Raw genomic sequence first — 25,952 nt, 5'->3', positions numbered from 1 at the left:
CGTCCGCTACAACTGGGTGGTCACACGCAGCACTTCTTCAATGCTGGTGATACCATTGAGCACACATTGGCGACCATCATCACTCATGGATGGGCTGTGCTTACGCGCTTCTGCCAGCAGTTCCTGCTCGCCCGCCTGTTCGTGGATCAGGTGGCGCAAACGCTCGCTGATCTCAATCAATTCATAGATACCTTTACGGCCACGGTAACCCTGATTATTACAGTGCTTACAGCCACTGGGCGCAGGACGCCAGATAGGGGTTTCAGCGGGTAATTTCAGCATGTCGCGCTCGGAATCAACTGGCATGTACTGCTCTTTGCAATGGCTGCACAGCACACGCACCAGACGTTGCGCCATTACCACTTCAAGACTCGAGGCAAGAAGGAAAGGTTCCACACCCATATCTTTCAGACGCAATACGGCGCCGATAGCAGTGTTGGTGTGCAAGGTCGATAGCACCAAGTGGCCGGTAAGCGATGCCTGGATCGCAATTTCCGCCGTCTCGCCATCGCGGATTTCCCCCACCATCACTACATCAGGGTCTTGCCGCAAAATAGCGCGCAAGCCGCGGGCAAAGGTCATATCGACCTTGGTATTTACCTGGGTTTGGCCGATACCGGGCAGCAAGTATTCCACCGGGTCTTCAATGGTGAGGATGTTGCGACTGCGGGTATTGATATGGCTCAAGCCTGCATAAAGGGTGGTGGTTTTACCCGAACCGGTCGGGCCGGTTACCAAAATAATGCCGTGCGGCTTGAGCAGGTTTTTGGTCAAGCGCTCAAACACCAACTGCGGCATTTGCAGCTGCTCAAGCCTGAGCTGGCCGGCAGCCTGATCGAGCAAACGCAACACGATGCGCTCGCCAAACGCGGATGGAATTGTCGATACCCGGATATCAACCGCGTGCCCCGCAAGGCGTACAGTAATACGACCGTCCTGCGGCAAGCGTTTTTCAGCAATGTCGAGACGCGCCATAACCTTCAGGCGCGATACCAGGACAGGGGCCAATTCCGCTTTGGGGGAAAGCACTTCGGTCAACACACCATCGATACGGAAACGTACCGATACACGGTCTTCAAAGGGTTCGAGGTGGATGTCCGATGCACCTTCGCGCACTGCCTGGGAGAGGATGGCGTTGATCAAGCGGATAATCGGCGCATCGTCATCACCTGCAAGCAGGTCGGTGCGATCGGCCAAATCATCGGCCATGGATGACAAATCAAATTCATTGCCCAAGTCTTCGGCAGCGCGTTGCGCTGCACCATCGCCACTTTGGTACTCGCGGGTAAGGCGCTTTTGGAAATCCTCGGCCGGCAATTCTTCCAGGTCCAGATCCGGCCCCAGAACCCGTTGCAACTCCAGCAATACATCCAGGGTCAGGCCAGGCTTATGCAGCACTCGCGGCATCAGGCCCGGCGCAAGCTCCTCCAGCATCACCCCGTGCGCTGAGGCAAAACTAAACGGCAAGCGCTCGTGAATCGAAGGTTCAACAACCCCGTTAAGCGACTCATCGGCCAGCGTTGGTTCCAATAGTTGCTCGCTCAAGACTTATTCCTCAGCAATATTGGCAGGAACAGTAAGCGGCTCAGCATTCGCGGCGGCGTTGGCAGCATTGGTTTCCCGAATGTACTTCTGTATTTGCTGATCCCACTCGGGCAGCATGGGTACATCGCGTTTGGGCAAAAGAATCCCACGTGAGCGTTGAAACTCTACCTGTTGATCCCGGATCGCCCGGTATTTTTCTGCCGTAGCACCAGTCAACACCACATCAGTGCGAATAATGGTCGACTTGAGGAAAATCAGCAGGTTGGTTTTACGTTTGGATGCGCTTTGGCTGCGAAATAAATGACCCAATACCGGAATACTACCGAGCACCGGTACACGTTGATCACCCTTATTGACCTGATCTTCGATCAAACCGCCAAGCACCACTGTTTGGCCGTCGCCCGCCAGGATTTGGGTTTTGATCTCACGCTTGCTGGTTGTCGGACCATTAGGGGAATTTTGGGTATTGCCGATCACCGAGGAAATTTCCTGCTCGATATCCAGTACCAGGCTATCACCTTCGTTGATATGAGGGGTGACTTGCAGCTTGATACCAACATCTTCACGATTGACGGTATTGAATGGACTGGAAAAGTTATTTCCACCAGTCGTACCCGTGTTAACACCCGAGTATGAACCGGTAACAAACGGCACTTGCTGCCCGACCAAAATCGATGCTTCGTTGTTATCGGTAGTCAACAGGCTCGGGGTTGAGAGAATGTTAGATGATTCAGTGGTTTGCAACAGTTTCAATACTGCGAGGAAGTCGATCTTCTTACCCAGGCGCCCAACACCGAAAACTGGCGCGCCAACCGAGTTGATTCCTCCCGCCAATGCTGCCAAGGCATCGTTATCGCCAGGGCTTTCCAGGATATTCAACGCGGGGCCGGCTACTTTGCTGAGTGCGCCACCGGAAGTGAAACCACCAAAACCCTGGTCATCGCCTTGGTACATCCACTCAATGCCAATTTCTTTGGCATTGTTGCCCGTAATTTCGACAATAATGGCCTCAACCAATACCTGCGCACGGCGAATATCGAGGCTATCGATAATCGACAGCATGGTATCCATGGTATCGACGTCAGCGGTGATCAAGACTGAATTGGTCGCCTCATCCGCCTGTACTGCCGGTGGCGATGCATTGGCGGGAGCACCTTCCGCCGGTTTGCCTTGACCTAAACTTTGTATCATGCCCGACAACACTTTGGCCACATCGGCTGCCTTGGCGTACTGCAGGTATTCAACGCGAACATTACTGTTTTTAGACTGCGGACGATCCAGGTCATCGACCAGTAGCTTCAGACGTTGACGAGTTAAATCATCTCCGCTGATAACCACCGCATTGGTACGCTTATCGGCCACAATCACTGGTGGCGAGGTAGTCATACCGCGGTTAGGATCAGGCTTTTCAAGCTGGGTCAGCATCGCCACAATATCGGCCGAGTTGGCGTAGCGTAGCGGGATCACATCGGTATGGGTCACACCGATTTTATCCAACTGCACAACCAGCTCATTCATACGTGCAACGTTGGCGCGGGTATCGGTAATGATCAGCGCATTGCTGGGCTCGTAGGTGGTGAGGTGGCCATATTGGGGCACCAACGGACGTAAGGCAGCGAGAATTTTGGCAGCGCTGGTGTTTTTCAGCGGAATCACTTGCGTGATGTAAAGGTCATCTTTATTGGTGACATTATTTTCAGTCGGGATAGGCAAGTTACGTGCATCGCGGTTCATCACAATACGCACGATATTGCCACTCTCTACCGCGGTAAAACCATGCACATCCAGCGAAGCCAAAAACAACTCATAGAGTTCTTTCGCGTTTAATGGCTTGGTATTGATGACCTTGATAGGACCGCGCACTTTGGGATCAATAATAAATGTCTTGCCAGTAAGGCCGGCGATAGACTTGATCACTTCCTGAATATCCGTATCGTTAAAATTAACCGCCCAGCGGGTCTCACCCTGTGCATCAACTGGTTGGGCTTGCACCTGTGCCAGGGCAGAGCCACTTATACCCATCATCGTTGCCAGCAACAGGCCACTCATAATGTTGTTATTTTTACGACCATAAAACCGGATCACGAACACCTCACTTGAGCATTACGTCTAGGTTAACTGTACTACCACCGCGTCTGATTTCCAGATTCGCCGATGTGGCACTACCCATACTTTTGTATATTTCCATAATCTTGCCGGGGCTGCTGAGCGGCACACCGTTAACTGCCGTGACTATATCGTCAGTCTGTAAGCCGAGCGAAGTAAACATTTCTGCATTTCGACCGGGACGAATTTTGTAACCCACCACTTGCCCGCCTTCGCGATAAATACTCATCGCTACTACGTCCGCGAGGGTTTTGCTTGCTGCAGCCATAGCAGGGTCAGCGGCTGCGCGGGGCGAATCAACCACTTGGCTTTTATCGACATAAAGCGGCGGTTGTTGCTGAAAGGGAGGGGTCTCATAACCACCGGGAGTAGCAAAATTGTTACCCCCCTGAAAATCACTGAATGAAGTTGTTAGCTTGGGAGCATTGGGATCTTCTTTAAACAGCCACAGGGATTCAAAAGAGCCATTGTTATTGATAATCACGCGACCTTCCAACACTTTGGCCAGTTTTACATTGTTGCCAACCGGAAGGGTGTCACCCACCGCATACACGTCAGCACGATCGCCTGAGGCAATAATCGCGCGCCCGGATTTTTCATCATTGCTGCCGAGTATGCCACGTAATATAAGGTTGAGCTGGGTATCTGCTGCGCTTGACTCTATCCCCTGGGTCGGAGCCTGGACCTCGGCTGCAGGTGCTGCCTCCTGGGCGGTATCACCAAAGGGAGCCAAGGTTTTAATTTGGGCGATATCAACCGAATCGGCCCCCGCTACAGCCCCACTTTCAGTACCGGCAGATACAAGGGTTATCGATGCAGGAGGAATAACAGGATTAGGGATGACCAACCAAAATAAACGCGCCAGGCTGTGCGCCAGCCAAATCACCAGCAGCAACATAACCAGCCACTGCCAACGCTGCAACGATACCCGATTTACAAGCGTAACGAGACGGCGCAGCTGTTGCTCCAGCTGGGCAGTACGCTGCTCAACGGCAGCCCGATGGGATATTAATCTGTCATGCATGGGTTTGACTGCGTCCTTCACACTGGATCTACGACGGGATGAGCTGCAATTGTCAGTCGTATCAAAAGCTTAGTGCGTTATGATTATCAAAGCTACGGGATTCTACTCCATCCATATTACAAAAGCGAAATACTGGCGTAAGAGTGCGAGCTTACCGGCGAAAGCGAGTTTCGGCGCATTTTGGATGGTAGAACAGGGAAGAAGTTGCAGATTTAACGAAATATGCGACAAGAGCCACAAAACATCGGGGTATTAAGGCGAAAAACCCTGATTGCAGGAGGGGGCAACCAGGGTTTTTACAGGATGGCTGGCCAGACCTTGGCGGTAGATGTGCCTGATTCCATTTTACTCCTTGCTAATGTCACTTCCTGTGACAATCTCCTATGGTTGCCATTATTGATGAATCAGGCGTCAGGCAACAGTGGCCAATTTCTGTATGTTTTGTAAGAGATATCGCACACGCCTGCCAGTCAAAACGCCTGCAGTTTTGATCCGGCGGGTTTATAATCCGCCACCGCCCTTTCACCCAGCGAGAAAACGCCATGCCTCCAAAGAAAAAAAGTGTCGACTTTGAACAGTCGCTAAGTACCCTCGAAAGCCTGGTGAACCGCATGGAACAAGGCGATATGACGCTGGAAGAATCGCTGCAAGCATTCGAGGCAGGCATCGCGCTCACCCGCGAATGCCAAACCCGGCTAGCCGCCGCGGAACAGCACGTCAGTAAACTGATTGAGCAGCAGGGCAATATCAGCCTCGAACCGTTTGACGCTGATGAAGGCGATGAGTAATGCCACAGGAATTTTCCCAATTTGCCAACCAATGCCGCGCGCGCGTCGATAGCGCACTGGAGCAATATCTTCCCGCTGGAACCGACCCCACCCAACTGCGCGCTGCCATGCGCTATAGCCTCTTCAATGGCGGCAAGCGCGTGCGCCCGATTCTCGCCTATGCGACCGCTCTCGCGATAAAACCTGAAATCGACCTTGCGCTAGTCGATCCAATCGCCGCCTCGCTTGAGTCACTGCATTCTTACAGTCTTGTGCACGATGACCTACCCGCCATGGACGACGACGACCTACGTCGCGGCAAACCTACCTGCCATATTGCCTTTAACGAGGCAACTGCAATCCTCGCCGGCGATGGCCTGCAAACCCTCGCCTTTGAATTGTTAACCACTACGGATCTGGATAGCCATGTACAGATCGAGCTGGTCCGCGCCCTGGCCCAAGGTTCTGGTGTAGAAGGCATGGTGTTGGGCCAGGCAATAGACTTGGCCGCCGTCGACCATCAATTAGACCTTACCCGGTTGGAAACTATGCACCGGCATAAAACCGGCGCACTCATCCGCGCGAGTGTTGCAATGGGTGCAATCTGTGCGGACGCAGACGAACAGCAATTGCAGGCGCTGGATAACTATGCAGCCGCTATAGGGCTCGCGTTCCAGGTGCAGGACGATATCCTCGATGTAATCAGTGATACCGATACACTTGGAAAGCAGCAAGGCGCTGATATCGCCCGCAACAAACCAACCTATGTATCGCTACTGGGACTGGACGCAGCCAAGGCCAAGGCCAATGCTTTGCATCGTCAAGCACTTGGCGCATTGGAGGGTTTTGGCGACAGTGCGGTGCACTTACGCCAATTAGCCAGCTACATAGTCGAAAGGTCGAACTAGCCAAGACTCCGGCAAGCCGCCTACAATATCCGCCTATGAGCGGCTAACCGCACAACTATAAATGATGACCCTGAATGTATAACGAAATCCCCACCAGTCGCCCAATCACGCCTTTGCTGGACAGCATCGATAATCCCGCTGACTTGCGCGAGCTGGGCGAGAAGCAATTGCCGCAACTGGCTGATGAACTGCGCGCATTTTTGCTCTACAGCGTAGGGCAGACCGGCGGTCACTTTGGTGCGGGCCTGGGCGTAGTGGAACTGACTATCGCGTTGCACTATGTGTATCAGACCCCGGAAGATCGCCTGGTGTGGGACGTGGGCCACCAGACTTATCCGCACAAAATCCTTACTTCCCGTCGCGAGCGCCTGAACAGCATTCGCCAGGGCAATGGCCTTTCAGGTTTTCCGAAACGCGAAGAAAGTGCTTACGACACCTTCGGCGTCGGCCATTCCAGCACCTCGATCAGCGCCGCCCAAGGCATGGCAATCGGCGCTAAAATGGCAGGCAATGACCGCAAAGTTGCAGCGATCATCGGCGATGGCGCCATGACTGCCGGTATGGCATTTGAAGCGCTGAATCACGCGGCTCATACGGCAACCGACATGCTGGTTGTACTCAATGACAACAATATGTCGATCTCGCCTAATGTCGGCGGCTTCTCGACTTATCTCTCCAAAATCTGGGCGAGCAAGTTTTATAACTCCCTGCGCGAAGGCAGCAAACAAGTGCTGGGCAAAATTCCGCCTGCGTGGGAATTTGCGCGTCGCACCGAGGAGCACTTCAAAGGTTTTATGTCGCCCGGAACCCTGTTTGAAGAAATGGGTTTCAATTATGTAGGGCCAATCAACGGTCATGACCTTAGTGATCTGGTGCTGTGCCTGCGCAACCTGCGCGAGATCAAAGGCCCCAAACTGCTGCATATCATCACCCGGAAAGGCAAAGGCTTTGAGCCAGCCGAGCAAGATCCGGTCGGTTATCACGCGCTCAATAAAATCGAACCGAAAAAAGCATCAATTGGCGTAGTCGATGCACCAAAAAAACTTAAATATCAGGATGTTTTCGGTCAGTGGTTGTGCGATATGGCCGCCGTGGACGAAAAGCTGGTCGGCATCACTCCGGCGATGTGCGAAGGCTCAGGCATGGTCGAGTTTGCGCAGAATTACCCCGAGCGCTTCTACGATGTTGCGATCGCCGAACAACACGCCGTCACTCTCGCTGCCGGTATGGCCTGTGAAGGGCAAAAACCGATAGTCGCTATTTATTCCACTTTTTTGCAGCGCGCCTATGACCAATTGGTACATGATGTGGCCCTGCAAAACCTCGATGTGACTTTTGCCATCGACCGCGCCGGCCTGGTCGGTGAAGATGGCCCAACCCACGCAGGCAGTTTTGATATCAGCTACTTACGCTGCATCCCCAATATGGTAATCGCCGCACCCAGCGACGAAAACGAATGCCGCCAATTGCTCTATACCATCTATGAATACCAAGGCCCGGCAGCAGTGCGCTACCCGCGCGGCACCGGTACCGGCATCGCTATCGAAAAAGCCATGACTGCAATGCCGATTGGCAAAGGCCTGTTGAAACGCGAAGGCAAACAAGTTGCCTTGTTGTGCTTTGGCACTTTGTTGCCCGTGGCGCAACAAGTCGCCGACCAATATGGTTATAGCCTGTGTGACATGCGCTTTGTTAAACCGTTGGATACTGAACTAATTGAGCAGATGGCAGCCGGTCATCAATTGCTGGTCACTCTGGAAGAAAACGCTATTGCCGGTGGCGCTGGCAGCGGCGTGTGTGAATATCTCAATAGCCGCGCCCTCACCGTGCCAGTATTGCAGCTGGGTTTTAACGATGAATTTGTTGAACATGCCAGCCAGAAACAACAATTGGCGAGTCAGGGATTGGATGCAAAGTCCATCGCCGAGCGTATTAATTTGCGCCTGAATAGCGCGCTAGCCGATACCAAATTGGCTGCACGCTAAATCAATCCCGCAGCGCCAGCCCGCTGACGCTGCTGCTTTTCATCCGTTTTACCTGTGGGAGCGTTTTACCTTGCCATCCACCAAAGCAGATCATTCCCAAGGACTACTTCTATTCCGCCTGCACAATCAGCAGGTGTTTGGCTTGGGCACACTCAAAATCCAGGAGCTGGTGCCCTTTCAGCCTGTGACTCCCATGATCAACCAACAGCCGGGTATTTTGGGCGCGCTGAATATTCGTGGACAGACGATGCCTATCGTCGATCTCGCCGCTGCCGTTGGAAAAGGCGCCACCCCCAAAGAGTCATTGGCCAGCAGTTTTATTATCATTACCGATGTGCAGCGGCAAAAAGTGGGATTTTTGGTACGCCAGATAGAGCGTATTGTCGATGCAAACTGGCGTGATATCAGCGCACCGGATAAGTTTTTGGGCAATAGCATTTACATCACCGGTGTGACCCGGGTGAATGATCAATTAGTACAACTGCTGGATGTGGAAGTGATCATGGCGCGCCTTTTTCCGCTCGATCCCTCCAAAGCCACGGCAACCATTACTGATGTAGAGCGCGAACAACTGCGCCCGATGAAGATCTTGTTGGTGGATGATTCACGCACCGCGCGCAAACAATTAAGCGATTCCCTCGATGCCATCAATGTGCACTACCAAGTGACCGACGACGGCCAGAAAGCACTGGATATCATGCGCGCAGCGGCCAATCAGGGGCAGCCCATTGATTTATTGGTAAGCGATATTGAAATGCCCGGACTGGATGGTTATGAGCTAGCGTTTGCTGTGCGCGATGATAAAAGTCTGGCGGGAGCCTACATTATTTTGCACACATCCCTGTCCAGCAATATCAGCGTCAGCCAGGCACGTCAGGTCGGTGCAGACGAAGCACTCACCAAATTCGACGCGCGGGAATTAATCGATGGCATGCTGCGTGGGGCATCGAAAAAGACATACTCTAGTCGTCCATAAGCTTTTGATAAATAAAAATGTCGCATAATTTTCAGCAAAATGTCGCCCCCTTGTCGTGCCACACAGCAGCAAAGGAAAGTCAAACTTACCGCTCCTCAAAAAGGTAAAGGTGCTTGCATGATTGTTAGAAAACTTCGATTGAAACGTGGTTGGTCCCAAACTCAGTTGGCAGAAATGGCTGGAGTGACATCCCGAACCATTCAACGTCTTGAACAAGGTCAAACACCAAGTTTGGAAACAGCCAAGGCACTGGCATCTGTTTTTGAGGTTGATCTTTCTGTATTTCAAACTGAGGATTCTACGATGAGCGATGACAACGTGTTAAAAAATGATGAGATAGAAGCAATAGCACACGGCAAAAAAGTAAAAGAGTTTTATGAACAACTAATCAGCTATTTTGTAATTACACCTGTATTTTTAGCTGTTTTTTGGGGTAACACCTTCGTTTATATGGTTTTAGGTGGCGTCGGTATAGGTATGATTATTTATGGCCTCATCACATTTGAGGCCATTCACATTCTAAGCACTAATATTGAGCGCAAGATCGTTGAAAAACGTCTGGGCCGCAAACTTTAACCCCAGGCTATTCCAGTATTCATACTGGAATAGCTTGTAAATCGGCCTCATCTACCAAATCTACTTATCCTCCTTCGGCACCCCACCCGCAAACCTTTCCGCCAAAAAATCAATAAACAACCGCACCTTCGGCGCCAGATGGCGTTGCTGCGGGTAGACCACCCAAACTCCCGCATCGGTAAAACGGTAATCATTCAGCACCGCTACCAAGCGGCCATCAGCCAAAAACTCATCGACGTAATAATCCGGCAATTGCGCCAAACCCAAGCCTTTGAGCGCGGCATCAACCAACGCGGGGCCGGAGTTGGCCTGCCAATTACCGTGCACTACCAAATCCTTGCGCTGCCCCTGGTCTTGCAACAACCAATATCCACGTGTGCCTACCAGGCAATTGTGTCGCTCCAGATCGGTGAGGGTTAGTGGCGCCGAAACCCGCAATAAGTAGTCAGGTGATCCAACGATAAACTCCCTGCGGGCGCACAAACGCTTCGCAATCAGCGTCGATTCACGCATCACCCCCATACGGATTCCCAGATCAAAACCTTCCTCGATCAACTCTACCTGGCGATTGCTGAAATACATATTCACTTTGAGCTGCGGGTAAAGCAGTTGGAAATCGTTTACCAAGGGGGCGATATAGCGGTCGCCAAAGGTAGTTGGTGCGGTGATCTTGAGCAGGCCGGTCGGCTGGCCCTGATGGTGTTGCAGCAGGGACTCTGCCTCGCGCAAGCCATCAAACAAATGACGGCAACTGTCGTAATACAACTGTCCGGCATCGGTGAGGCGAATCTGGCGTGTGGTGCGATACAACAATTGTGTGCCCAGTTGCAGCTCCAACTGGCTTACCAGCCGGCTTACATGGGAATTGGATACTTTCAATTCGCGCGCGGCAGCGGCAAAACTGCCAAAACGCACTACGGCAATAAACGCCTCAACCCGTTCCCAATGCTGCATTGTTGCTCCCGTGCAATAATTAAGTGTTTTTCAGCTAGCTTATTGCCAGTCAGTCACTAGTCTACACTTTGCATCCAATAAAATCGCAGTCACTATTAATCAGGGTCAATCACCGCCCATCATTGATACGACTGCTGAATCACACTTATAAACATCCTGGAGCCTTCATGAAATCACGCGCCGCTATCGCCCTCGCCGCCGGTAAACCCTTAGAGTTAGTTGATATTGATATACAGGGCCCAAAGACCGGTGAAGTATTGGTGCGCATAGTGGCGACCAGTGTTTGCCACACCGATGCCTACACTTTATCCGGCGCTGATCCTGAAGGTGTGTTCCCGGCAGTGCTCGGCCATGAAGGCGCGGGAATTGTAGAAGAAATCGGCGAGGGCGTGACCGGCCTGAAAGTGGGCGACCATGTTATCCCGTTGTATACCGCCGAATGCGGCAAGTGCAAATTCTGCCTGTCAGGCAAAACCAACCTGTGCGGTGCCGTGCGCGCTACCCAAGGCAAAGGCTTGATGCCCGATGGCACCACCCGTTTCTCATTCGAAGGCAGGCAGCTGTTCCATTATATGGGTACCTCGACTTTTTCCGAATACACAGTCCTGCCCGAAGTCTCGCTGGCCAAAGTCTCCAAAGAAGCACCGCTGGATAAAATTTGCCTGCTCGGCTGTGGCGTCACCACCGGTATAGGTGCAGTAATCAATACCGCCAAAGTCACCGCCGGCTCTACCGTGGCCGTGTTTGGCTTGGGCGCTATCGGCCTTGCGGTGATCCAGGGCGCGCAAATGATGAATGCCAGCCGTATCATCGCTATCGATGTAAACCCGGATAAATTTGAACTCGCCCGCCAGTTCGGTGCGACCGACTTTGTTAACCCGAAAGCCCACGGCGCACCTATCCAACAAGTGATTGTGGACATGACCGACGGCGGTGTGGATTACTCGTTTGAATGTATCGGCAATGTAAACGTGATGCGCTCGGCGCTGGAGTGCTGCCATAAGGGTTGGGGCGAATCGATCATTATCGGCGTAGCCGGTGCAGGCCAGGAAATCTCCACCCGCCCCTTCCAGTTAGTGACCGGCCGCGTGTGGAAAGGCTCGGCATTTGGCGGGGTGAAAGGCCGCAGCCAGCTGCCCGGTTATGTGGAGCGCTACATGAATGGTGAGATCAAAATCGACGAGTTTATTACCCACGATATGCCGTTCAACAAAATCAACGATGCCTTTGATTTGCTGCATGAAGGTAAAAGTATCCGCACGGTTTTGCACTACTAGCCAGTAAAAAATCGTCCGTATAACCATCAGAATCGAACGGGGTAATCATGACAACTACGCTGACAGAAATGAGTGCCAATAAAAGTTTTGGCGGCTGGCTGAAGCGCTACAAGCATTTCTCCAATAGCCTGAAGTGCGACATGATTTTTGCGGTTTATTTGCCACCGCAAGCGGAGATACAAAAAGTGCCCACGCTCTGGTGGCTGTCGGGCCTGACCTGTACGGATGAAAACTTTATGCAGAAAGCGGGCGCCCATCGGATCGCCGCTGAATTAGGTATCGCGATTATCTGCCCGGACACCAGTCCACGCGGGTTGGATCTGCCCGGTGAACACGAGAGCTACGATTTTGGCTCAGGTGCCGGTTTTTACGTCAATGCGACCGAGGCCCCCTGGAAGACCAATTACCGGATGTACGATTATGTGGCCAAAGAGCTCCCGGAAATTGCACTGACAAACCTGCCGCTCAATGGCCGCGAATCCATCAGCGGCCACTCCATGGGTGGTCATGGTGCGCTGGTATTGGCGTTGCGCCAACCGGAACGCTACGCGTCAGTCTCTGCGTTTGCCCCCATCACCAACCCGAGCAATTGTCCCTGGGGCGAGAAAGCCTTTACCGGTTATCTGGGCTCACAGCGCGGCACTTGGGCGCAATACGATGCCTGCAAGCTGATTTCAACCCGCCAATCGCGTCAGGAATTATTTGTCGATCAGGGTGAAGCGGATAATTTCAAAACCGGGCAGCTCAAGCCAGAACAACTGCAAGCCGTTTGCGCGGAAGTCAGCCACCCGCTGATTTATCGCAGCCACGCAGGTTACGACCATAGCTATTTTTTTATCGCGAGTTTTATCGAAGAGCATTTGCGCTATCACGCAAAACATTTGTTTAACGACTAAAAACAGCAGCGCGAAAGTTGGAGGATTTAAAACAGGGAGAGATAAAAAGGAATTACTGCGGGAGGCGGTGGAAACTCAAGTCCTTTTGAGCTCACTAAACCACTCACTCATATCATGGTCATGCGGGTTCTTTATACACCCGCATTTTAAAAACCCCCAATGCGTCCATTGGCAAATGTGACACACTCCCTATATTTGTCGCCGAACGCATCAACTTATTACAAAGTATTACAGCATTTATGTGATTGGCATCAAATGCAACCCACAAAAAAGACGCCTTCTGGCACCTTTTTGGAATAAGCCCATTTGACTATTAAGGGACTTATTTGCTGTGCGAAAAACGCTTGCGCAGGATAAACAACACACCGAACGCGATAATCAATACACCGGGAATCATCGCCAAATTCTGCAATGTCGCCTGACCTGCAACCAGCTCGACTGCCTCACCGGTAACACCGCTGGCAATTGCCTCTTTTTTGGCATCATCTAACCAGCCACCAATCACCGGGTTCCAAACGCTCACCGAGAACATACCGGCACCACCGATCAATGACATGCCTAATGCACCGGTTTTAGGCATGTATTCGCTGGTAAACCCGATCATCGTCGGCCAGAAATAGGTTACGCCCAATGCGAATACCGCAGCCGACAGGTAAATCATGTAGCCCGATGCATGGCTCAACAAAAGCAAACCTATAGTGGTCACTATCGCCGACATCACCAACACACCGGCCGGATTAAATGCGTGCACTAATGGACCGGCAAAGAAGCGCCCTAACGCCATCAAACCTGCGGTTAATGCCAAAATCATCATCGGGTGGACATCTGATGATTCGAAAATACGCCCCACCCATTGCTGCGCACCAAACTCTGAAATCGACGTCATGGTCATGCATACCAACATGAAAATAAATAAGGGGGTGAAGAGCGCCTTAATGTTGGTAGCAGTTGATGTTTCCGAGTTGGCCGCTTCCGGAAATTTTTGTCCCAAAATCATCCAACCGTAAATGGCCGTCGGGATTAACATCACCGCGATTTGCAATTGCCAGCCAAGACCTAACTTGGTCATCAAGGCCGATACCAGCGAGCCAATCACTATGCCGCCCGGAAACCACACATGGAATTTGTTCAGCATGGCTGTTTTACGAGTGTGATAAATATCGGCAATCAATGGATTACACGCCGCTTCAACTGAACCATTCGCAAAACCGATAAAGAAGCTTGATAGCAATAAAGTCCAGAATCCGGAAGCGCTAATGGTTAATACCAAACCCAGCACATGACAGATAAACGCCAGATATAAAAGCGCGCGCGCACCGATATGATTGTAAATCAAGCCACCAAACATCATGGCAATCGGGAAGCCCAAAAATGCCATGCCATTAATCCAGCCAAGTTCAGTGTTGTTGAAATTAAAACTGACGCTGAGCTCGCTCAAAATACCGGCGCGAATCGCGAAGGTCATTGAAGTCACAATAAGCGCAATGCAACAGGCAGTAAACAAACGCTGCGGATTAATTGTGGGAACCGTTGTAGTAGTCATTATTGTTGTACCTTTTGTTATTGTTAATGGATAACATTTTTATTTTTAATGCTCACCGCTAAAAAGCGATGAGCATTTTTCATCCTATAAAAACCGAAACGCTAATGCTTGATATTTTCTGCACTCACTTTTTCATCTTTAAAACTGACCAGGAACAGTACCAATACCGCAAGGGCAATACCGGCTGGAATAATCCAGATAGTAAACCAGGCGTGCGCACCGTCAACAGTGTACTTGTCACTGATCATACCGGCGAGGGTAAAACCAATCATCATACCTACACCATAGGTTGCCAGGGTGATAAGCCCTTGCGCTGCACTTTTGATTTTTTCGCCGGCTTTGTAGTTGGTATAAATTTGACCGGTGACGAAGAAAAAGTCGTAGCAGATGCCGTGCAACACAATACCCAGGATCAACATCCAGGCTTTATCGCCCGCATCGCCATAAGCGAATAACACGTAGCGCAATACCCAAGCCGCCATGCCAACCAATAGTGAAATTTTTATCCCGAAGCGGATAATAAAAATCGGCAGGAGCAACATAAACAGGGTTTCAGAAACCTGTCCGTACGCCATTTTGGATGCAGCATTTTCAACGCCCACTTCATTCAAAAACAGGTTGGCGTTTTGGTAGTAAAACGCCAGTGGAATACAAATCAAAATTGAGGCAATGAAAAAAATCAGGTAGCGCGAATCTTTCAACAGCGCGAGTGCATCAAGGCCGAGAATATCGCGCACACTGACTTTGGTGGTACGATCTGCAGCAGGCGGAGTATCAGGCAAAAAGAAACTCAGGAAGCCCAATAAGATGGAAGCGCCCGCCGCCATTTGAAAGGTGAGATGCAAAACGTTTTTGGATTCCCAACCGAGATTACCGATTACCAAGCCTGCCACAATCCAACCGATAGTTCCCAACACACGGATTTGCGCAAACTGTCCCGCCGGATCGGGTAGATGGCGAAATGCAACAGAATTTACCAGCGCGAGCGTCGGCATATAGAGCAGCATGTAAAGCAGGATATACGGGTAAAATGCATCGAAGCTTGCCGAGGATGCTGCAAACCATAACAACACACCGCCAACCAAATGCAACAGCCCGAGAATTTTTTGCGCGGCAAAATAACGGTCGGCAATCAAACCGATAATAAACGGTGCAACAATTGCCCCGATTGCCTGGGTGTTGTAGGCCATACCGGTTTGGGCACCCGTTGCGCTAAATGCTTGCGCCAAAAAAGTACCCATGGTGACAAACCACGCGCCCCAAATAAAAAATTCGAGAAACATCATGGTGGAGAGCTTGAGCCTGAGGGAGAGGTTCATATTATCGATCCTTTATGATTGAAGCTGGATAAAAACAGGGCGCAAGTTGCGCCCTTACAATCTGGTCCAGACACCATCTTTTTTTGATGACTCAAGCACTGCATTGATAAAACGCATGCCTTCAACACCGGTATCAATATCCGGCACCCAGTGCTGCAGGAAGTGCGATTCGCCAGCCTGACGCGCGATGAGAATATCGGCGATATCTTTATACACATTGGCGAAAGCTTCGAGATAACCTTCCGGGTGACCGCCAGGAGTACGCATGCCGCGCGCTGCAATATCGCTGCCGATATCACCGCGACGGGTAATGCGTTGACGCGGTTTATTCAATTCGCAGAACCACAATTCGTTCGGATTTTCCTGCGCCCATTCGATGCCGGCTTTATCGCCAAACACCCGAATGCGCAAACCATTTTCGCAACCCGGTGCAACCTGGCTGCTCCACAACATACCTTTGGCACCGCCGTCAAAACGCAGCAATGCATGCACGTTGTCATCGACCGGGCGACCGTCGACAAAACTGGCAAGATCGGCACTCACTGCCACTACTTTTTGTTGCGTAATAAAACGTGCAAGTTGGAACGCGTGCGTACCAATATCCCCCAAGCAACCGGCAGCACCGGAACGCGCAGGATCAGTGCGCCACGAGGCTTGCTTGTTGTCATCTGCTGCGGCTTCGGTTAGCCACTCTTGTGGATATTCCACTTGCACCACACGCAATTTACCCAGCTTGCCTTCTGCCACTAATTCACGCGCATAACGCACCAGCGGATAAGCGCTGTAGTTGTGGGTGAGCGCGAAAAAACAGCCGCTCTTTTTTACGATCTGTTCAAGCTCAAGCGCCTCTTCCAGGGTGCGTGTTACCGGCTTATCACAAATCACATCAACACCCGCTTCAAGACACGCTTTGGCAACCGGAAAGTGCATGTGATTGGGCGTAACAATTACCACGGCTTGAATGCCATCGGCGCGCGTTTTTTCTACGCGCAACATTTCATCAAATGAGGTGTAGGCGCGATCAGCAGCGATGTGTAAATCTGTCGCTGAGACTTTGGCGTTTTCCGGATTGGATGAGAGTGCACCGGCGACCAATTCAAAGCGGTCGTCGAGACGCGCCGCAATACGATGTACCGCACCGATAAACGCACCGCGACCACCACCGACCATGGCATAACGAATTCTTGGAGTTGTCATTGTTGGAATCCTGAATTATTTACCCCCTTCCAACCTTCCCCCCTTCGCAGGGGGGAGGAGTTTTTACTCCCTCACAAAGGAGAGGACTGGGGCAGGGGTTTGTTTTTTTATTACAGACCGAGAATCCGGCGATTTTTCGCTTCATCAATACCGCTCTTGGCGAAGTCATCAAAGGCACGCTCAGTCACTTTAATAATATGTTGATCGATAAATTTCGCGCCTTCTTCGGCACCGACTTCCGGATGCTTCAGGCAGCATTCCCATTCCAATACCGCCCAGCCTTCGTAATCGTAAGCGGCGAATTTGGAAAAAATTTGTTTGAAATCCACTTGACCATCGCCGAGTGAACGGAAACGACCAGCGCGATCCACCCAACTTTCATAACCGCCGTAAACGCCTTGTTGTGCACTCGGATTAAATTCTGCATCTTTTACATGGAACATTTTAATCCGCGCGTGATAGCGATCAATAAACGCGAGGTAATCAAGTTGTTGTAAAACAAAGTGTGAAGGATCGAACAAAATATTTGCACGCGGATGATTGTTTACCGCAGTGAGGAAGCGCTCGAATGTAGCACCGTCATGCAGGTCTTCACCGGGATGGATTTCATAGCAAAGATCAACACCGGCTTTATCAAATGCATCGAGGATTGGCAACCAGCGCTTGGCCAATTCAGCAAAACCGTTTTCTACCAACCCGGCAGGACGCTGTGGCCAGGGATACAAATACGGCCACAGCAAAGCGCCCGAGAAAGTCGCATGTGCAGCCAGGCCAAGGTTTTTACTCGCCTGCGCTGCCAGCAGTAATTGTTCAACCGCCCACGCCTGACGCGCTTCAGGATTGCCGCGTACGGATTCTGGCGCGAAGCCGTCAAACATATCGTCGTAAGCCGGGTGCACAGCAACCAACTGGCCTTGCAAATGGGTCGATAATTCAGTCGCAACCAAACCGTGTTTGGCCAGCGTTGCCTGGAATTGTGCGCAATACTCAGTGCTTTTTGCGGCCTGTTCCAGATCAAATACACGTTTATCCCACGTGGGAATTTGTACGCCTTTAAAACCCAAACTGGCCACCCAACCGGCAATAGCGTCGAGGCTGTTAAAGGGGGCGGTATCACCTAAAAATTGGGCCAAAAATATGGCGGGACCTTTGAGCGTTTTCATCGTAGTTCTCCGGACGTGGCAGGACGGTTAGTCTTTGTCGTTTTAATTGTTAAGTCAGCCCTGAAAAGCAGGACATAACCTATAAATATAAGATTTATTATTTCAGGCGCAAGACTTTATTCCATGTCGCCTGAGGGCGCGATGTTGCAAACAGTTATTTACACTTCAAATTACATTTTCACTTTTGTTGACCAAGTGCGCCATAAAGTGGATGAAGTTGTTATGCAACCGGGCAATTTGATGACGCCCACTCAACAAAAAACAATCAGGTTTTCCGCTACCGGATAATTGGATGAGCTAAAAAAACATACATATTACAAAGCCTATAGCCTCTTCCAATCAAGAATGGCCCGTCAAAAATACATCAGCGACTTGGTTGGCCTGTAAAATTCCTCTTTTTTAGGCGCCTGAATCGTCGGAACTCCTTACAGAATCGATAAAGCCCAAGGCTTAAAATTGTTAATTAACGCGCCAAATCAACATCATAAGAACTTGGCTTCAATATTGCTTTTTGTAATGTGTAAACGCTTGAATAGAAACTCCGGTTTCTAAACTTCACCATAAAAACATTTGGAATAAGTATTATGAAATTACTGGCTAAAATTGCCTCTTTGGTTGCAGCTTGCGTATTAAGCACCACTGCTTTCGCACACCCCATTGCCATCTCTGGCACTGAAGGTTTATCTGTTATCGCTTCTGGCGGCAATGTGGTTGCCAAATACGAAGGTAACTCAGCTGGTTTCAGCAATGATTTGCTGCTGAACCTGTCGTTCATCTTCAACAATCACGCGACTCCCGTTGGTAACACCTTGGATCTGGGCTACTTTGCCGCTGGTACCGAGCTGATATTCCAACTGCTTGTAAACGACACTGGTGATAAATGGTACACCGGCCCGGCCAGCCGCAATGCTGACGGTCTGTTCCACGCTCGCGTACAGGAAAACTGGCAGCCAGGCGTTACCCTGGTGAGCTTTGAAGACCTGTGGGGCGTTCCGGAAGGCCAATACGGTTACAACGACCTGAGTTTCTCTTTCACCAACACCCAAACCAGTCCGGTATCTGTACCAGAAGCGTCTAGCCTGATCCTGCTGTTGTTGGGCTTGGTTGGCCTGGTTGCTACTCGTCGCAGAAACGTTTAATCGCATTTAACGCCGTCGATTTAAAAAGGCTTTGCAAGCAACTGCAAAGCCTTTTTGTTTCTGCCTGTTTTGTCACTCATGCTGACGATGCAATGCAGCCAATACCACTGCAAAGGATACTTCCGCCAATGCACTAAATGCCGGGTTGGATTTCAGTGTCGAACGACTGGTGGCCGGACTGGGCAAGCCACACAGGAACCGTGCTAACTGGCGCGGCTGTTGCAATACCGCATGACCTTCGCGCTGAATATTAGCAATGATATTTTGCTGTACAGGTGTAAGCGGCACCGCAACAGGCAAGCTTATTGATACGAGCGAATTGCTGCGGCAGTGATTACATATCCCGCAGGCTTGCGCACCCACCTCACCAAAATATTGCAGCAACTGCTGGCTTAAACACGCAGGATTATTTGCAAACGCCAGCACGCTGTGGATCCGCTTGATATCGCGCGCTTCGCGCTCGGCAAACAATTGATTTAAATGTGCGCACAATTGCGTTAACGGTTCAGAGGAATTGATCGTTTTATTATTGAGATAACCCAAACGCAAATTGGCAACGGTTAATTCAATCCAGCCTTTTTCCGCCATGTAATCCAGCGCTTTGGTAATCCGCTCTTTCGGCTCACCAAGCTGCATGGCGATAGTCAGCATATCCAGCGACAGCCATTTACGTCCCATCCGTCCGGCAGAAAAAAGTCGCTGCAAAAATTCTGCACGGGCGTCATCAAACTGCGCGAGGATAAAATTTTTATCTTGCACAAACCGGATTTTATATTCGGTATAAAACGGACTTTGTGCGCTGATGACTTTTTGCAATTCCAGATAGGTCAGCGCAGTAGTTAATACCAGCGGGCGCAAATCAAACTGCTGCGATAATTCGTAAGTGGAAATATCAAACACATCAAAGGCTAATAAATATTCCACCAATGCATGCAGGCTTTCAGCTGTGGGTGTATCGCCGTAGGTAAAATTTTCCAGCACGCGGATATCATCGCCTACCGCTAACATTTCGCACAGCGAGGGATTACCATCACGGCCGGCGCGGCCAATTTCCTGCACATAATTTTCAATCGATTTTGGCAGATTAAAATGGTAAACCGCGCGGATATTACTTTTATCAATGCCCATTCCAAACGCGATTGTCGCCACCACAACCGGAACCTCACCATTCATAAATTGGTTTTGTACCTGCTCGCGCTGATCGTCTTTTAAACCAGCGTGATAATGCGCCGCACGCAAACCGGCGGCGTTGATTGCGGCGGCGACTTCTTCAGCCGTTTTTTGCAGGGTGACATACACAATGGTCGCGGCATCGCGCGGATGCTTGTGAAGACGCGCCAACAACATATCCATACGTGTATAAGCAGTGCAAGGTGTGACGCGCAATTGCAAATTCGGGCGCGCAAAACTTGTCTGTACGTGATGTTGCGGCTGTATCGCAAATTGCCGGCAGATATCGGCAGCAACACTGGGCGTTGCTGTGGCGGTTAGCGCAAGCACCCGCTCGACGCGCAATTTTTTTGCAAGGTCGGCAAGCAGCAAATAATCCGGCCGGAAATTGTGGCCCCATTCGGAAATACAATGGGCTTCATCAATCGCCAGCAAACTGATTTTTAATTGTCCCAGCCGCTGCACAAAGCGCTCGTTCTTCAATCGCTCGGGCGATACATACAATAATTTTAAACTGCCATTGTGCAGCGAGTTATAAATCGCCGCGGTTTCGTCTTTGCCAAGCGACGAATCCAGGCGCGCGGCAGCGATCCCCAAAGCCTGTAATGCATCGACCTGGTCTTTCATCAGCGCGATTAATGGCGACACCACCAGGGTCAAGCCATCGAACATGAGTGCGGGCAATTGATAGCAAAGGCTTTTGCCGCCGCCGGTGGGGAAAACCGCCAATGCAGAATGCCCTTGTACCAACGCATTGATTACCGCCTCCTGCCCCGGGCGGAATGCGTTTAGATTAAAGCGGGTTTTTAATAAATCTGCAGGGGGATGCATGGTGGTTTCCATGATTATTGACAATCGTCCTTGATTATGGGGGAAAAAGCTTATCTTAATTTTTAAAGAAAAGTCATCCGCCGGATCAAACCGTCTTCAATGGTGTAAATCACCGTCGAACGATCGGTTATTGCGTGCTCCATAAACAGGTAAGTCATATCAACTTGATCAATAACATTGTTGCGGTCGACAATTCGCGCTACCACTTTCTCATAAGGCTTTGCTTTAAATGTTTCGGCAAATGCTTCGCGTAGCGATTCCAATCCGCGCTTATCAAGTTGGTTTGGAAAGTTATATGTTTCAATATCCGGATGGAAAAAACTGATAAATTTATTCAGGTCATGTGCGTTATAAGCGGCAAGCTGATGATCGATAATCTCGGCGGCCTGTTCCGGAGTGATCATACCGGGAATATCCAACTTCTCGCGCCCCAGTTCAAATTTGTTGCGATCACCACCCTGCCGATACTCTCCACTGATAAGGCCATTTGCTAATCGCCCATCAAATGTCGGTTCTCCGGGTATCCCCAAAATAGCGAAGCTCACCTCTTCGCCATTCACAGAAATATTGGTCAATGGAAAACCGGTTAAGCGCTGCTGGGGAATATCGATACTGCCTAACCATTTATCGGCCTTGTGCTGTAAATTTACGTTGATATACAAAGTTTGCTCTGGCACTTTAATTATCCCATGCCAAACACCCGATATATTTTGGCTCGCAACCGGAGCCGGTGTTGATGAGCAACCCAAACATAACAAGATTACGAATATAGAAAAGCCTTTTTTTGCAGCATCCAACATGCTCAACTCCTATTGATATTTAAAATATTTTTGGCCAAATTAGGCCGCGCACCATAACATCAAGCTCCTCAATTGATAAGCCTGCGAATCTATGGTCAGCACTTAGACGTACATCCACTTTGTATGGATTCACACCAAATACATTGTCCCACTTTTGCTTGCCAGGTTTGCGCTGTGCAAAACCAGCAGCTTACAAGCGAACCCTTCAGAATTAGTTTTTCCCATCTAATTCACAAAAATGGATTCAGGTTTGCAATGCACTCGCGTACCACGAAGCTTAATCGGTTGATTAACAATGACTTTTAACCTGTAGTCTTGTTGTGGATTAAACGAACACCGCCAATCGCGTTCGATGTAATTGGCCGGACGACATTTTCTGCCGCAACTCTAGAATTCTGCGACGTCATCGCCATGTGCGCCAGCACAGCAGTTAGTGGTGACCATACTATTTCCTTTACATAACAATAATGCCAGGAGTATTCACCATGTCAGAGCGACATATGTTGCGGCTGGGCGCGTGCGCGGCGCTAATAGCCATCATCTTGTTATCCCAACTTGCCCTTGCCCAGCCCGTGCAGGCACAGACGTTATTATCGCAAGGCAAAACCGTAACCGCTTCAAGCCAGGAAGGCGGGCTTAGCCCAGCGATGGCGGTCGATGGCAACGTCGGCACCCGCTGGGGCAGCAACTTCAGCGACCCGCAATGGATTCTGGTCGATCTGGGTGCAGTTGCGACTATCAACCGCGTCCTGCTGAACTGGGAAGCGGCTTACGGCAAGGCTTACCAGATCCAGGTGTCCAGCAACGGCACCAGTTGGACCACACTGTATTCCACCACCACGGGTGATGGCGGAATTGATGACATTACGGTCAACGGTTCCGGCCGCTATGTGCGTATGTACGGCACCGCCCGCGCCAATGGCTACGGCTATTCGCTGTGGGAATTCCAGGTATTTGGTTCGTTTGCCAGCCAGGCGGCTTTGTTATCTAGAAATGCACCCGTAGTGGCTTCGTCACAAGAGGGTGGCTTTACGGCGGCAAGTGCGGTTGATGGCATCGCCAATACCCGCTGGGGCAGCTCATTTACCGATGCACAGTGGCTCTATGTCGATTTGGGCTCAAGCGCCACTATCAGCCGGGTTGTACTCAATTGGGAAGCGGCTTTCGGACGCGCTTACCAGATCCAGGTATCCGATAACGCCACCAACTGGACCACCATTTTTTCCACCACCACTGGCGACGGCGGCGTGGATGACATCACTGCCAATGGCAGCGGCCGCTATGTGCGCATGAACGGGATAACGCGCGGCACCGGCTACGGCTATTCGCTCTGGGAATTCGAAGTTTACGGCAACCGCAGTGGCGGGACTGGTTCTTCATCAGCGCCATCTTCAGTAGCGCCATCCAGTTCTGTCGCACCGTCAAGCAGATCATCATCGGTAGCTACAACCTCATCAACAGCCCCTGCGACGTCTTCATCGATACCGGCAACTTCGTCCTCGGTAGCGCCATCTTCGATAGCCCCATCATCACGCTCTTCGTCGCTGTCATCTTCGTCAGTCTCATCCACAGACCAGTGTTCGGGCGTGCTGAATGCGCCGACTGGCCTGACAGCAACCGGCGTAACCACCACCGGCCTGACCCTTTCCTGGACCGCGCCATTCACCTCGGTTCCACCCTGCAATGCGACCGGCTACCGCGTTTACCAAAATGGTACTTTGGTGGCATCACCCACGGCGACCAACACAGTGATTACCGGCCTGACACCCAATACGGTTTATTCGTTTACCGTGGTGGCGATCAACCGCGTCGGCGCTTCACCCGCCAGTGTGCCTTTCCCGGTATCAACCGAGAGTGACAGCACGGCGATTAACTTCGGCGCTAACGTGACGATTTTCGATCCGGCTATGCCGCAAGCGCAGATGCAGGACAAGATCAACCAGATCTACACCCGCCAGCGCGACAACCAGTTCGGCACTCCGCGCGATGCGATTATGTTCAAACCCGGCACCTACAACCTGGAAATTCCGGTTGGCTTCTTCACCCACGTGATCGGCCTGGGTGCGCTGCCGGATGATGTGCATATCGTCGGCCAGGTGGTGTCTTATCCCGTACTGCCCAACAACAACTCGACGCAAAACTTCTGGCGCGGGATCGAAAACTTCTCGGTAACCCCACCCGGTGGCGGTATGCTTTGGTCGGTTTCCCAAGCGGCACCTATGCGTCGCATGCATGTGCGCAACAACAACCTCACCCTGCATTACTACGGCGGCTGGGCGAGCGGCGGTTGGCTGGCGGACTCCAAGGTGGATTACGACGTAGGCACCGGCTCGCAGCAGCAGTGGATGTCGCGTAACAGCCAGTGGGGCAGTTGGAGCGGCAGTTTATGGAATATGGTGTTTATGGGGATCGCCAATAACTTGCCCGGCGGTACATGGCCAGCCTCGGCCAATACCTTTATCGACACCACTCCCGTCGTACGCGAGAAGCCATTTCTTTATCTGAATGGCGCTAACTACGAAGTGTTTGTGCCGGCGCTGCGTACCAACAGCAAAGGGCTCTCCTGGGCGAATGGCCAGTCAGCCGGCAGCTCGTTGCCGATCAGCCAGTTCTACGTCGCTCGCGCCGGTGTCGATACTGCTACCACTATCAATGCCGCGTTGAACCAAGGCAAAAACCTGCTGCTGACTCCCGGTATTTACCCGCTCGCCGAGTCCATCAAAGTGACCCGCGCCAATACGGTGGTGTTGGGTATGGGCTACGCCACCCTAACGCCCACCAACGGCAATAGCGTACTGGAAGTGGCGGATGTCGATGGCGTGACAGTGTCGCATCTGATGGTCGATGCAGGCATTACCAATTCACCGGTGCTGATTCGTGTCGGCGAAAATGGCAGCACTGCCAGCCATGCTTCCAATCCGACAGTGTTGCACGACATTTTTGTGCGCATCGGCGGTAATGGCGTGGGCAGGGCAGGTGTGAGCCTGTTGGTGAATAGCAATGATGTGATCATCGACCACACCTGGCTATGGCGCGCGGACCACGGTGATGGCGTTGCCTGGGATTTGAATACCGCAGCCAACGGGTTGATCGTTAATGGCAATAATGTATCGGCCTATGGTTTGTTCGTAGAGCATTACCAGGAATACCAGGTGCTCTGGAATGGCAATAACGGCAAAACCTATTTCTACCAGTCGGAGATTCCCTACGATCCCCCAACGCAAGACCAATGGCGCAGCGGTGCCGGTGTAAACGGTTGGGCATCCTATAAAGTTGCCGATACCGTCACCCGACATGACGCACGCGGCATGGGAATTTACGCTGTGTTCTTGCGGCCAAATGTATTTTTATCGCGCGCGATAGAAACTCCCACTTCAGCCAATGTGAAGTTTGAACATATGGTAACGGTCAACCTGACCAACGATGGCGGAATCCAACGGGTGATCAACAACACTGGCGATCCGACCCCGCCGGGCATCGCCGTGCAAACGCCACGGGTGACCAATTACCCGCAATAACAATTTTCCACCGACGACTGACGCCTTGCGTCGACTTATGCCCCCGTGAGTATTCTCGCGGGGGCTTTTTTATGGGCGCAGGTTTCAATTTCAGACACTTGATAGAAAAGTGCCGGCTTTGCATTCAAAAGTACATTTTTGCCTCAACCAACCTTGGCAGAATCCTGTCGAGGTGGCGGATTCAATAATTACGCGCTCAACCAAACACGCCATTTCCAGAAAAGTACCGCATCAATAAAGCACTACACATTGAATCCG

19 protein-coding genes are annotated in these 25,952 nt (G+C 51.1%); 9 read left to right on the top strand and 10 right to left on the bottom strand.

Going from position 1 to position 25,952, the window contains the following annotated elements; all coding sequences use genetic code 11:
- Positions 1-6 precede the first annotated feature (6 nt).
- Genes gspE through gspC form a run of 3 tightly spaced genes read right to left on the bottom strand, consistent with a single transcriptional unit; the run spans position 7 to position 4,675 of the window.
- Positions 7-1,518 carry a type II secretion system ATPase GspE gene (gene gspE / locus AC1RJL_RS11705; RefSeq protein ID WP_492914737.1) on the bottom strand — a complete coding sequence of 504 codons (1,512 nt, stop codon included), beginning with the start codon at positions 1,516-1,518 and terminating at the stop codon, positions 7-9.
- A 30-nt stretch (positions 1,519-1,548) separates the two neighbouring features.
- The gene (gene gspD, locus AC1RJL_RS11700) at positions 1,549-3,630 is read right to left on the bottom strand and encodes a type II secretion system secretin GspD (protein ID WP_492914151.1); all 2,082 of its coding nucleotides are present in this window, start codon (positions 3,628-3,630) and stop codon (positions 1,549-1,551) included.
- A 7-nt stretch (positions 3,631-3,637) separates the two neighbouring features.
- A complete protein-coding gene (gene gspC / locus AC1RJL_RS11695) occupies positions 3,638-4,675 on the bottom strand; it encodes a type II secretion system protein GspC (RefSeq protein WP_492914149.1) in 1,038 nt (345 codons plus the stop codon).
- A 542-nt stretch (positions 4,676-5,217) separates the two neighbouring features.
- Here gspC and AC1RJL_RS11690 point away from each other — a divergent pair.
- The 5 genes from AC1RJL_RS11690 (at position 5,218) to AC1RJL_RS11670 (ending at position 9,887) form a co-directional block, all read left to right on the top strand.
- Positions 5,218-5,463: an exodeoxyribonuclease VII small subunit gene (locus tag AC1RJL_RS11690; protein WP_492914147.1), complete on the top strand. Its 246-nt coding sequence runs from the start codon at positions 5,218-5,220 to the stop codon at positions 5,461-5,463.
- Positions 5,463-6,350, top strand: coding sequence for a polyprenyl synthetase family protein (locus AC1RJL_RS11685; protein WP_492914145.1), 888 nt, complete (start codon positions 5,463-5,465; stop codon positions 6,348-6,350). Before AC1RJL_RS11690 ends, AC1RJL_RS11685 begins: the two co-directional genes overlap by 1 nt.
- Positions 6,351-6,424: 74 nt before the next feature.
- Positions 6,425-8,335 carry a 1-deoxy-D-xylulose-5-phosphate synthase gene (gene dxs / locus AC1RJL_RS11680; protein WP_492914143.1) on the top strand — a complete coding sequence of 637 codons (1,911 nt, stop codon included), beginning with the start codon at positions 6,425-6,427 and terminating at the stop codon, positions 8,333-8,335.
- A 70-nt stretch (positions 8,336-8,405) separates the two neighbouring features.
- Complete coding sequence (locus AC1RJL_RS11675) at positions 8,406-9,311, top strand: chemotaxis protein (protein WP_492914140.1); 906 nt, start codon at positions 8,406-8,408, stop codon at positions 9,309-9,311.
- A 117-nt stretch (positions 9,312-9,428) separates the two neighbouring features.
- A complete protein-coding gene (locus tag AC1RJL_RS11670) occupies positions 9,429-9,887 on the top strand; it encodes a helix-turn-helix domain-containing protein (RefSeq protein ID WP_492914138.1) in 459 nt (152 codons plus the stop codon).
- A 60-nt stretch (positions 9,888-9,947) separates the two neighbouring features.
- Here AC1RJL_RS11670 and AC1RJL_RS11665 read toward each other — a convergent pair whose 3' ends face one another.
- A complete protein-coding gene (locus tag AC1RJL_RS11665) occupies positions 9,948-10,841 on the bottom strand; it encodes a LysR substrate-binding domain-containing protein (protein WP_492914136.1) in 894 nt (297 codons plus the stop codon).
- A gap of 167 nt (positions 10,842-11,008) precedes the next feature.
- On the opposite strand from AC1RJL_RS11665, the gene AC1RJL_RS11660 reads away from it, so the two are divergent.
- Together AC1RJL_RS11660 and fghA are read left to right on the top strand one after the other, a co-directional pair.
- The gene (locus tag AC1RJL_RS11660; RefSeq protein WP_492914134.1) at positions 11,009-12,118 is read left to right on the top strand and encodes an S-(hydroxymethyl)glutathione dehydrogenase/class III alcohol dehydrogenase; all 1,110 of its coding nucleotides are present in this window, start codon (positions 11,009-11,011) and stop codon (positions 12,116-12,118) included.
- A 47-nt stretch (positions 12,119-12,165) separates the two neighbouring features.
- Positions 12,166-13,014 carry an S-formylglutathione hydrolase gene (fghA, locus tag AC1RJL_RS11655; protein WP_492914132.1) on the top strand — a complete coding sequence of 283 codons (849 nt, stop codon included), beginning with the start codon at positions 12,166-12,168 and terminating at the stop codon, positions 13,012-13,014.
- 322 nt (positions 13,015-13,336) lie between these two features.
- On the opposite strand, the gene AC1RJL_RS11650 is transcribed toward fghA, so the two are convergent.
- The 4 genes from AC1RJL_RS11650 to AC1RJL_RS11635 all read right to left on the bottom strand — a co-directional run bounded on the left by AC1RJL_RS11650 (position 13,337) and on the right by AC1RJL_RS11635 (position 18,236).
- On the bottom strand, positions 13,337-14,557 hold the full coding sequence (locus AC1RJL_RS11650; protein WP_492914130.1) for an MFS transporter: 1,221 nt from the start codon (positions 14,555-14,557) through the stop codon (positions 13,337-13,339).
- A 101-nt stretch (positions 14,558-14,658) separates the two neighbouring features.
- A complete protein-coding gene (locus tag AC1RJL_RS11645; RefSeq protein WP_492914128.1) occupies positions 14,659-15,876 on the bottom strand; it encodes a nucleoside permease in 1,218 nt (405 codons plus the stop codon).
- A 54-nt stretch (positions 15,877-15,930) separates the two neighbouring features.
- Positions 15,931-17,073, bottom strand: coding sequence for a Gfo/Idh/MocA family protein (locus tag AC1RJL_RS11640; RefSeq protein WP_492914126.1), 1,143 nt, complete (start codon positions 17,071-17,073; stop codon positions 15,931-15,933).
- A gap of 110 nt (positions 17,074-17,183) precedes the next feature.
- Complete coding sequence (locus AC1RJL_RS11635) at positions 17,184-18,236, bottom strand: sugar phosphate isomerase/epimerase family protein (protein WP_492914124.1); 1,053 nt, start codon at positions 18,234-18,236, stop codon at positions 17,184-17,186.
- Between the two features lie 584 nt (positions 18,237-18,820).
- Between AC1RJL_RS11635 and AC1RJL_RS11630 the strand changes: the two genes are divergently transcribed.
- Entirely contained in the window at positions 18,821-19,375 is a 555-nt protein-coding gene (locus AC1RJL_RS11630) for a PEP-CTERM sorting domain-containing protein (RefSeq protein ID WP_492914122.1), read from the top strand.
- Between the two features lie 72 nt (positions 19,376-19,447).
- Here the strand turns inward: AC1RJL_RS11630 and AC1RJL_RS11625 are convergent, their stop codons facing one another.
- Both AC1RJL_RS11625 and AC1RJL_RS11620 read right to left on the bottom strand, forming a co-directional pair.
- Complete coding sequence (locus AC1RJL_RS11625; protein WP_492914120.1) at positions 19,448-21,376, bottom strand: RecQ family ATP-dependent DNA helicase; 1,929 nt, start codon at positions 21,374-21,376, stop codon at positions 19,448-19,450.
- A 62-nt stretch (positions 21,377-21,438) separates the two neighbouring features.
- Entirely contained in the window at positions 21,439-22,176 is a 738-nt protein-coding gene (locus tag AC1RJL_RS11620) for a nuclear transport factor 2 family protein (protein ID WP_492914119.1), read from the bottom strand.
- Between the two features lie 485 nt (positions 22,177-22,661).
- On the opposite strand from AC1RJL_RS11620, the gene AC1RJL_RS11615 reads away from it, so the two are divergent.
- Positions 22,662-25,694, top strand: a complete 3,033-nt coding sequence (locus AC1RJL_RS11615) for a pectate lyase-like domain-containing protein (RefSeq protein ID WP_492914116.1) — start codon at positions 22,662-22,664, stop codon at positions 25,692-25,694.
- The last annotated feature ends 258 nt before the right edge of the window (positions 25,695-25,952 follow it).

The sequence above is a fragment of the Cellvibrio sp. GW822-FHT04B05 genome, from assembly GCF_058800985.1.
The sequence above is the reverse complement of the archived record's forward strand: the minus strand, read 5'-3'. Positions and strand labels throughout refer to the sequence as shown.

Bases quoted from the DNA above. Each gene is read 5' to 3' on its own strand.
- gspC (WP_492914149.1), bottom strand. From the start codon at position 4,675: ATGCATGACAGATTAATATCCCATCGGGCTGCCGTTGAGCAGCGTACT.
- AC1RJL_RS11690 (WP_492914147.1), top strand. From the start codon at position 5,218: ATGCCTCCAAAGAAAAAAAGTGTCGACTTTGAACAGTCGCTAAGTACC.
- AC1RJL_RS11685 (WP_492914145.1), top strand. From the start codon at position 5,463: ATGCCACAGGAATTTTCCCAATTTGCCAACCAATGCCGCGCGCGCGTC.
- dxs (WP_492914143.1), top strand. From the start codon at position 6,425: ATGTATAACGAAATCCCCACCAGTCGCCCAATCACGCCTTTGCTGGAC.
- AC1RJL_RS11670 (WP_492914138.1), top strand. From the start codon at position 9,429: ATGATTGTTAGAAAACTTCGATTGAAACGTGGTTGGTCCCAAACTCAG.
- AC1RJL_RS11665 (WP_492914136.1), bottom strand. From the start codon at position 10,841: ATGCAGCATTGGGAACGGGTTGAGGCGTTTATTGCCGTAGTGCGTTTT.
- AC1RJL_RS11660 (WP_492914134.1), top strand. From the start codon at position 11,009: ATGAAATCACGCGCCGCTATCGCCCTCGCCGCCGGTAAACCCTTAGAG.
- fghA (WP_492914132.1), top strand. From the start codon at position 12,166: ATGACAACTACGCTGACAGAAATGAGTGCCAATAAAAGTTTTGGCGGC.
- AC1RJL_RS11650 (WP_492914130.1), bottom strand. From the start codon at position 14,557: ATGACTACTACAACGGTTCCCACAATTAATCCGCAGCGTTTGTTTACT.
- AC1RJL_RS11645 (WP_492914128.1), bottom strand. From the start codon at position 15,876: ATGAACCTCTCCCTCAGGCTCAAGCTCTCCACCATGATGTTTCTCGAA.
- AC1RJL_RS11640 (WP_492914126.1), bottom strand. From the start codon at position 17,073: ATGACAACTCCAAGAATTCGTTATGCCATGGTCGGTGGTGGTCGCGGT.
- AC1RJL_RS11635 (WP_492914124.1), bottom strand. From the start codon at position 18,236: ATGAAAACGCTCAAAGGTCCCGCCATATTTTTGGCCCAATTTTTAGGT.
- AC1RJL_RS11630 (WP_492914122.1), top strand. From the start codon at position 18,821: ATGAAATTACTGGCTAAAATTGCCTCTTTGGTTGCAGCTTGCGTATTA.
- AC1RJL_RS11625 (WP_492914120.1), bottom strand. From the start codon at position 21,376: ATGCATCCCCCTGCAGATTTATTAAAAACCCGCTTTAATCTAAACGCA.
- AC1RJL_RS11620 (WP_492914119.1), bottom strand. From the start codon at position 22,176: ATGTTGGATGCTGCAAAAAAAGGCTTTTCTATATTCGTAATCTTGTTA.
- AC1RJL_RS11615 (WP_492914116.1), top strand. From the start codon at position 22,662: ATGTCAGAGCGACATATGTTGCGGCTGGGCGCGTGCGCGGCGCTAATA.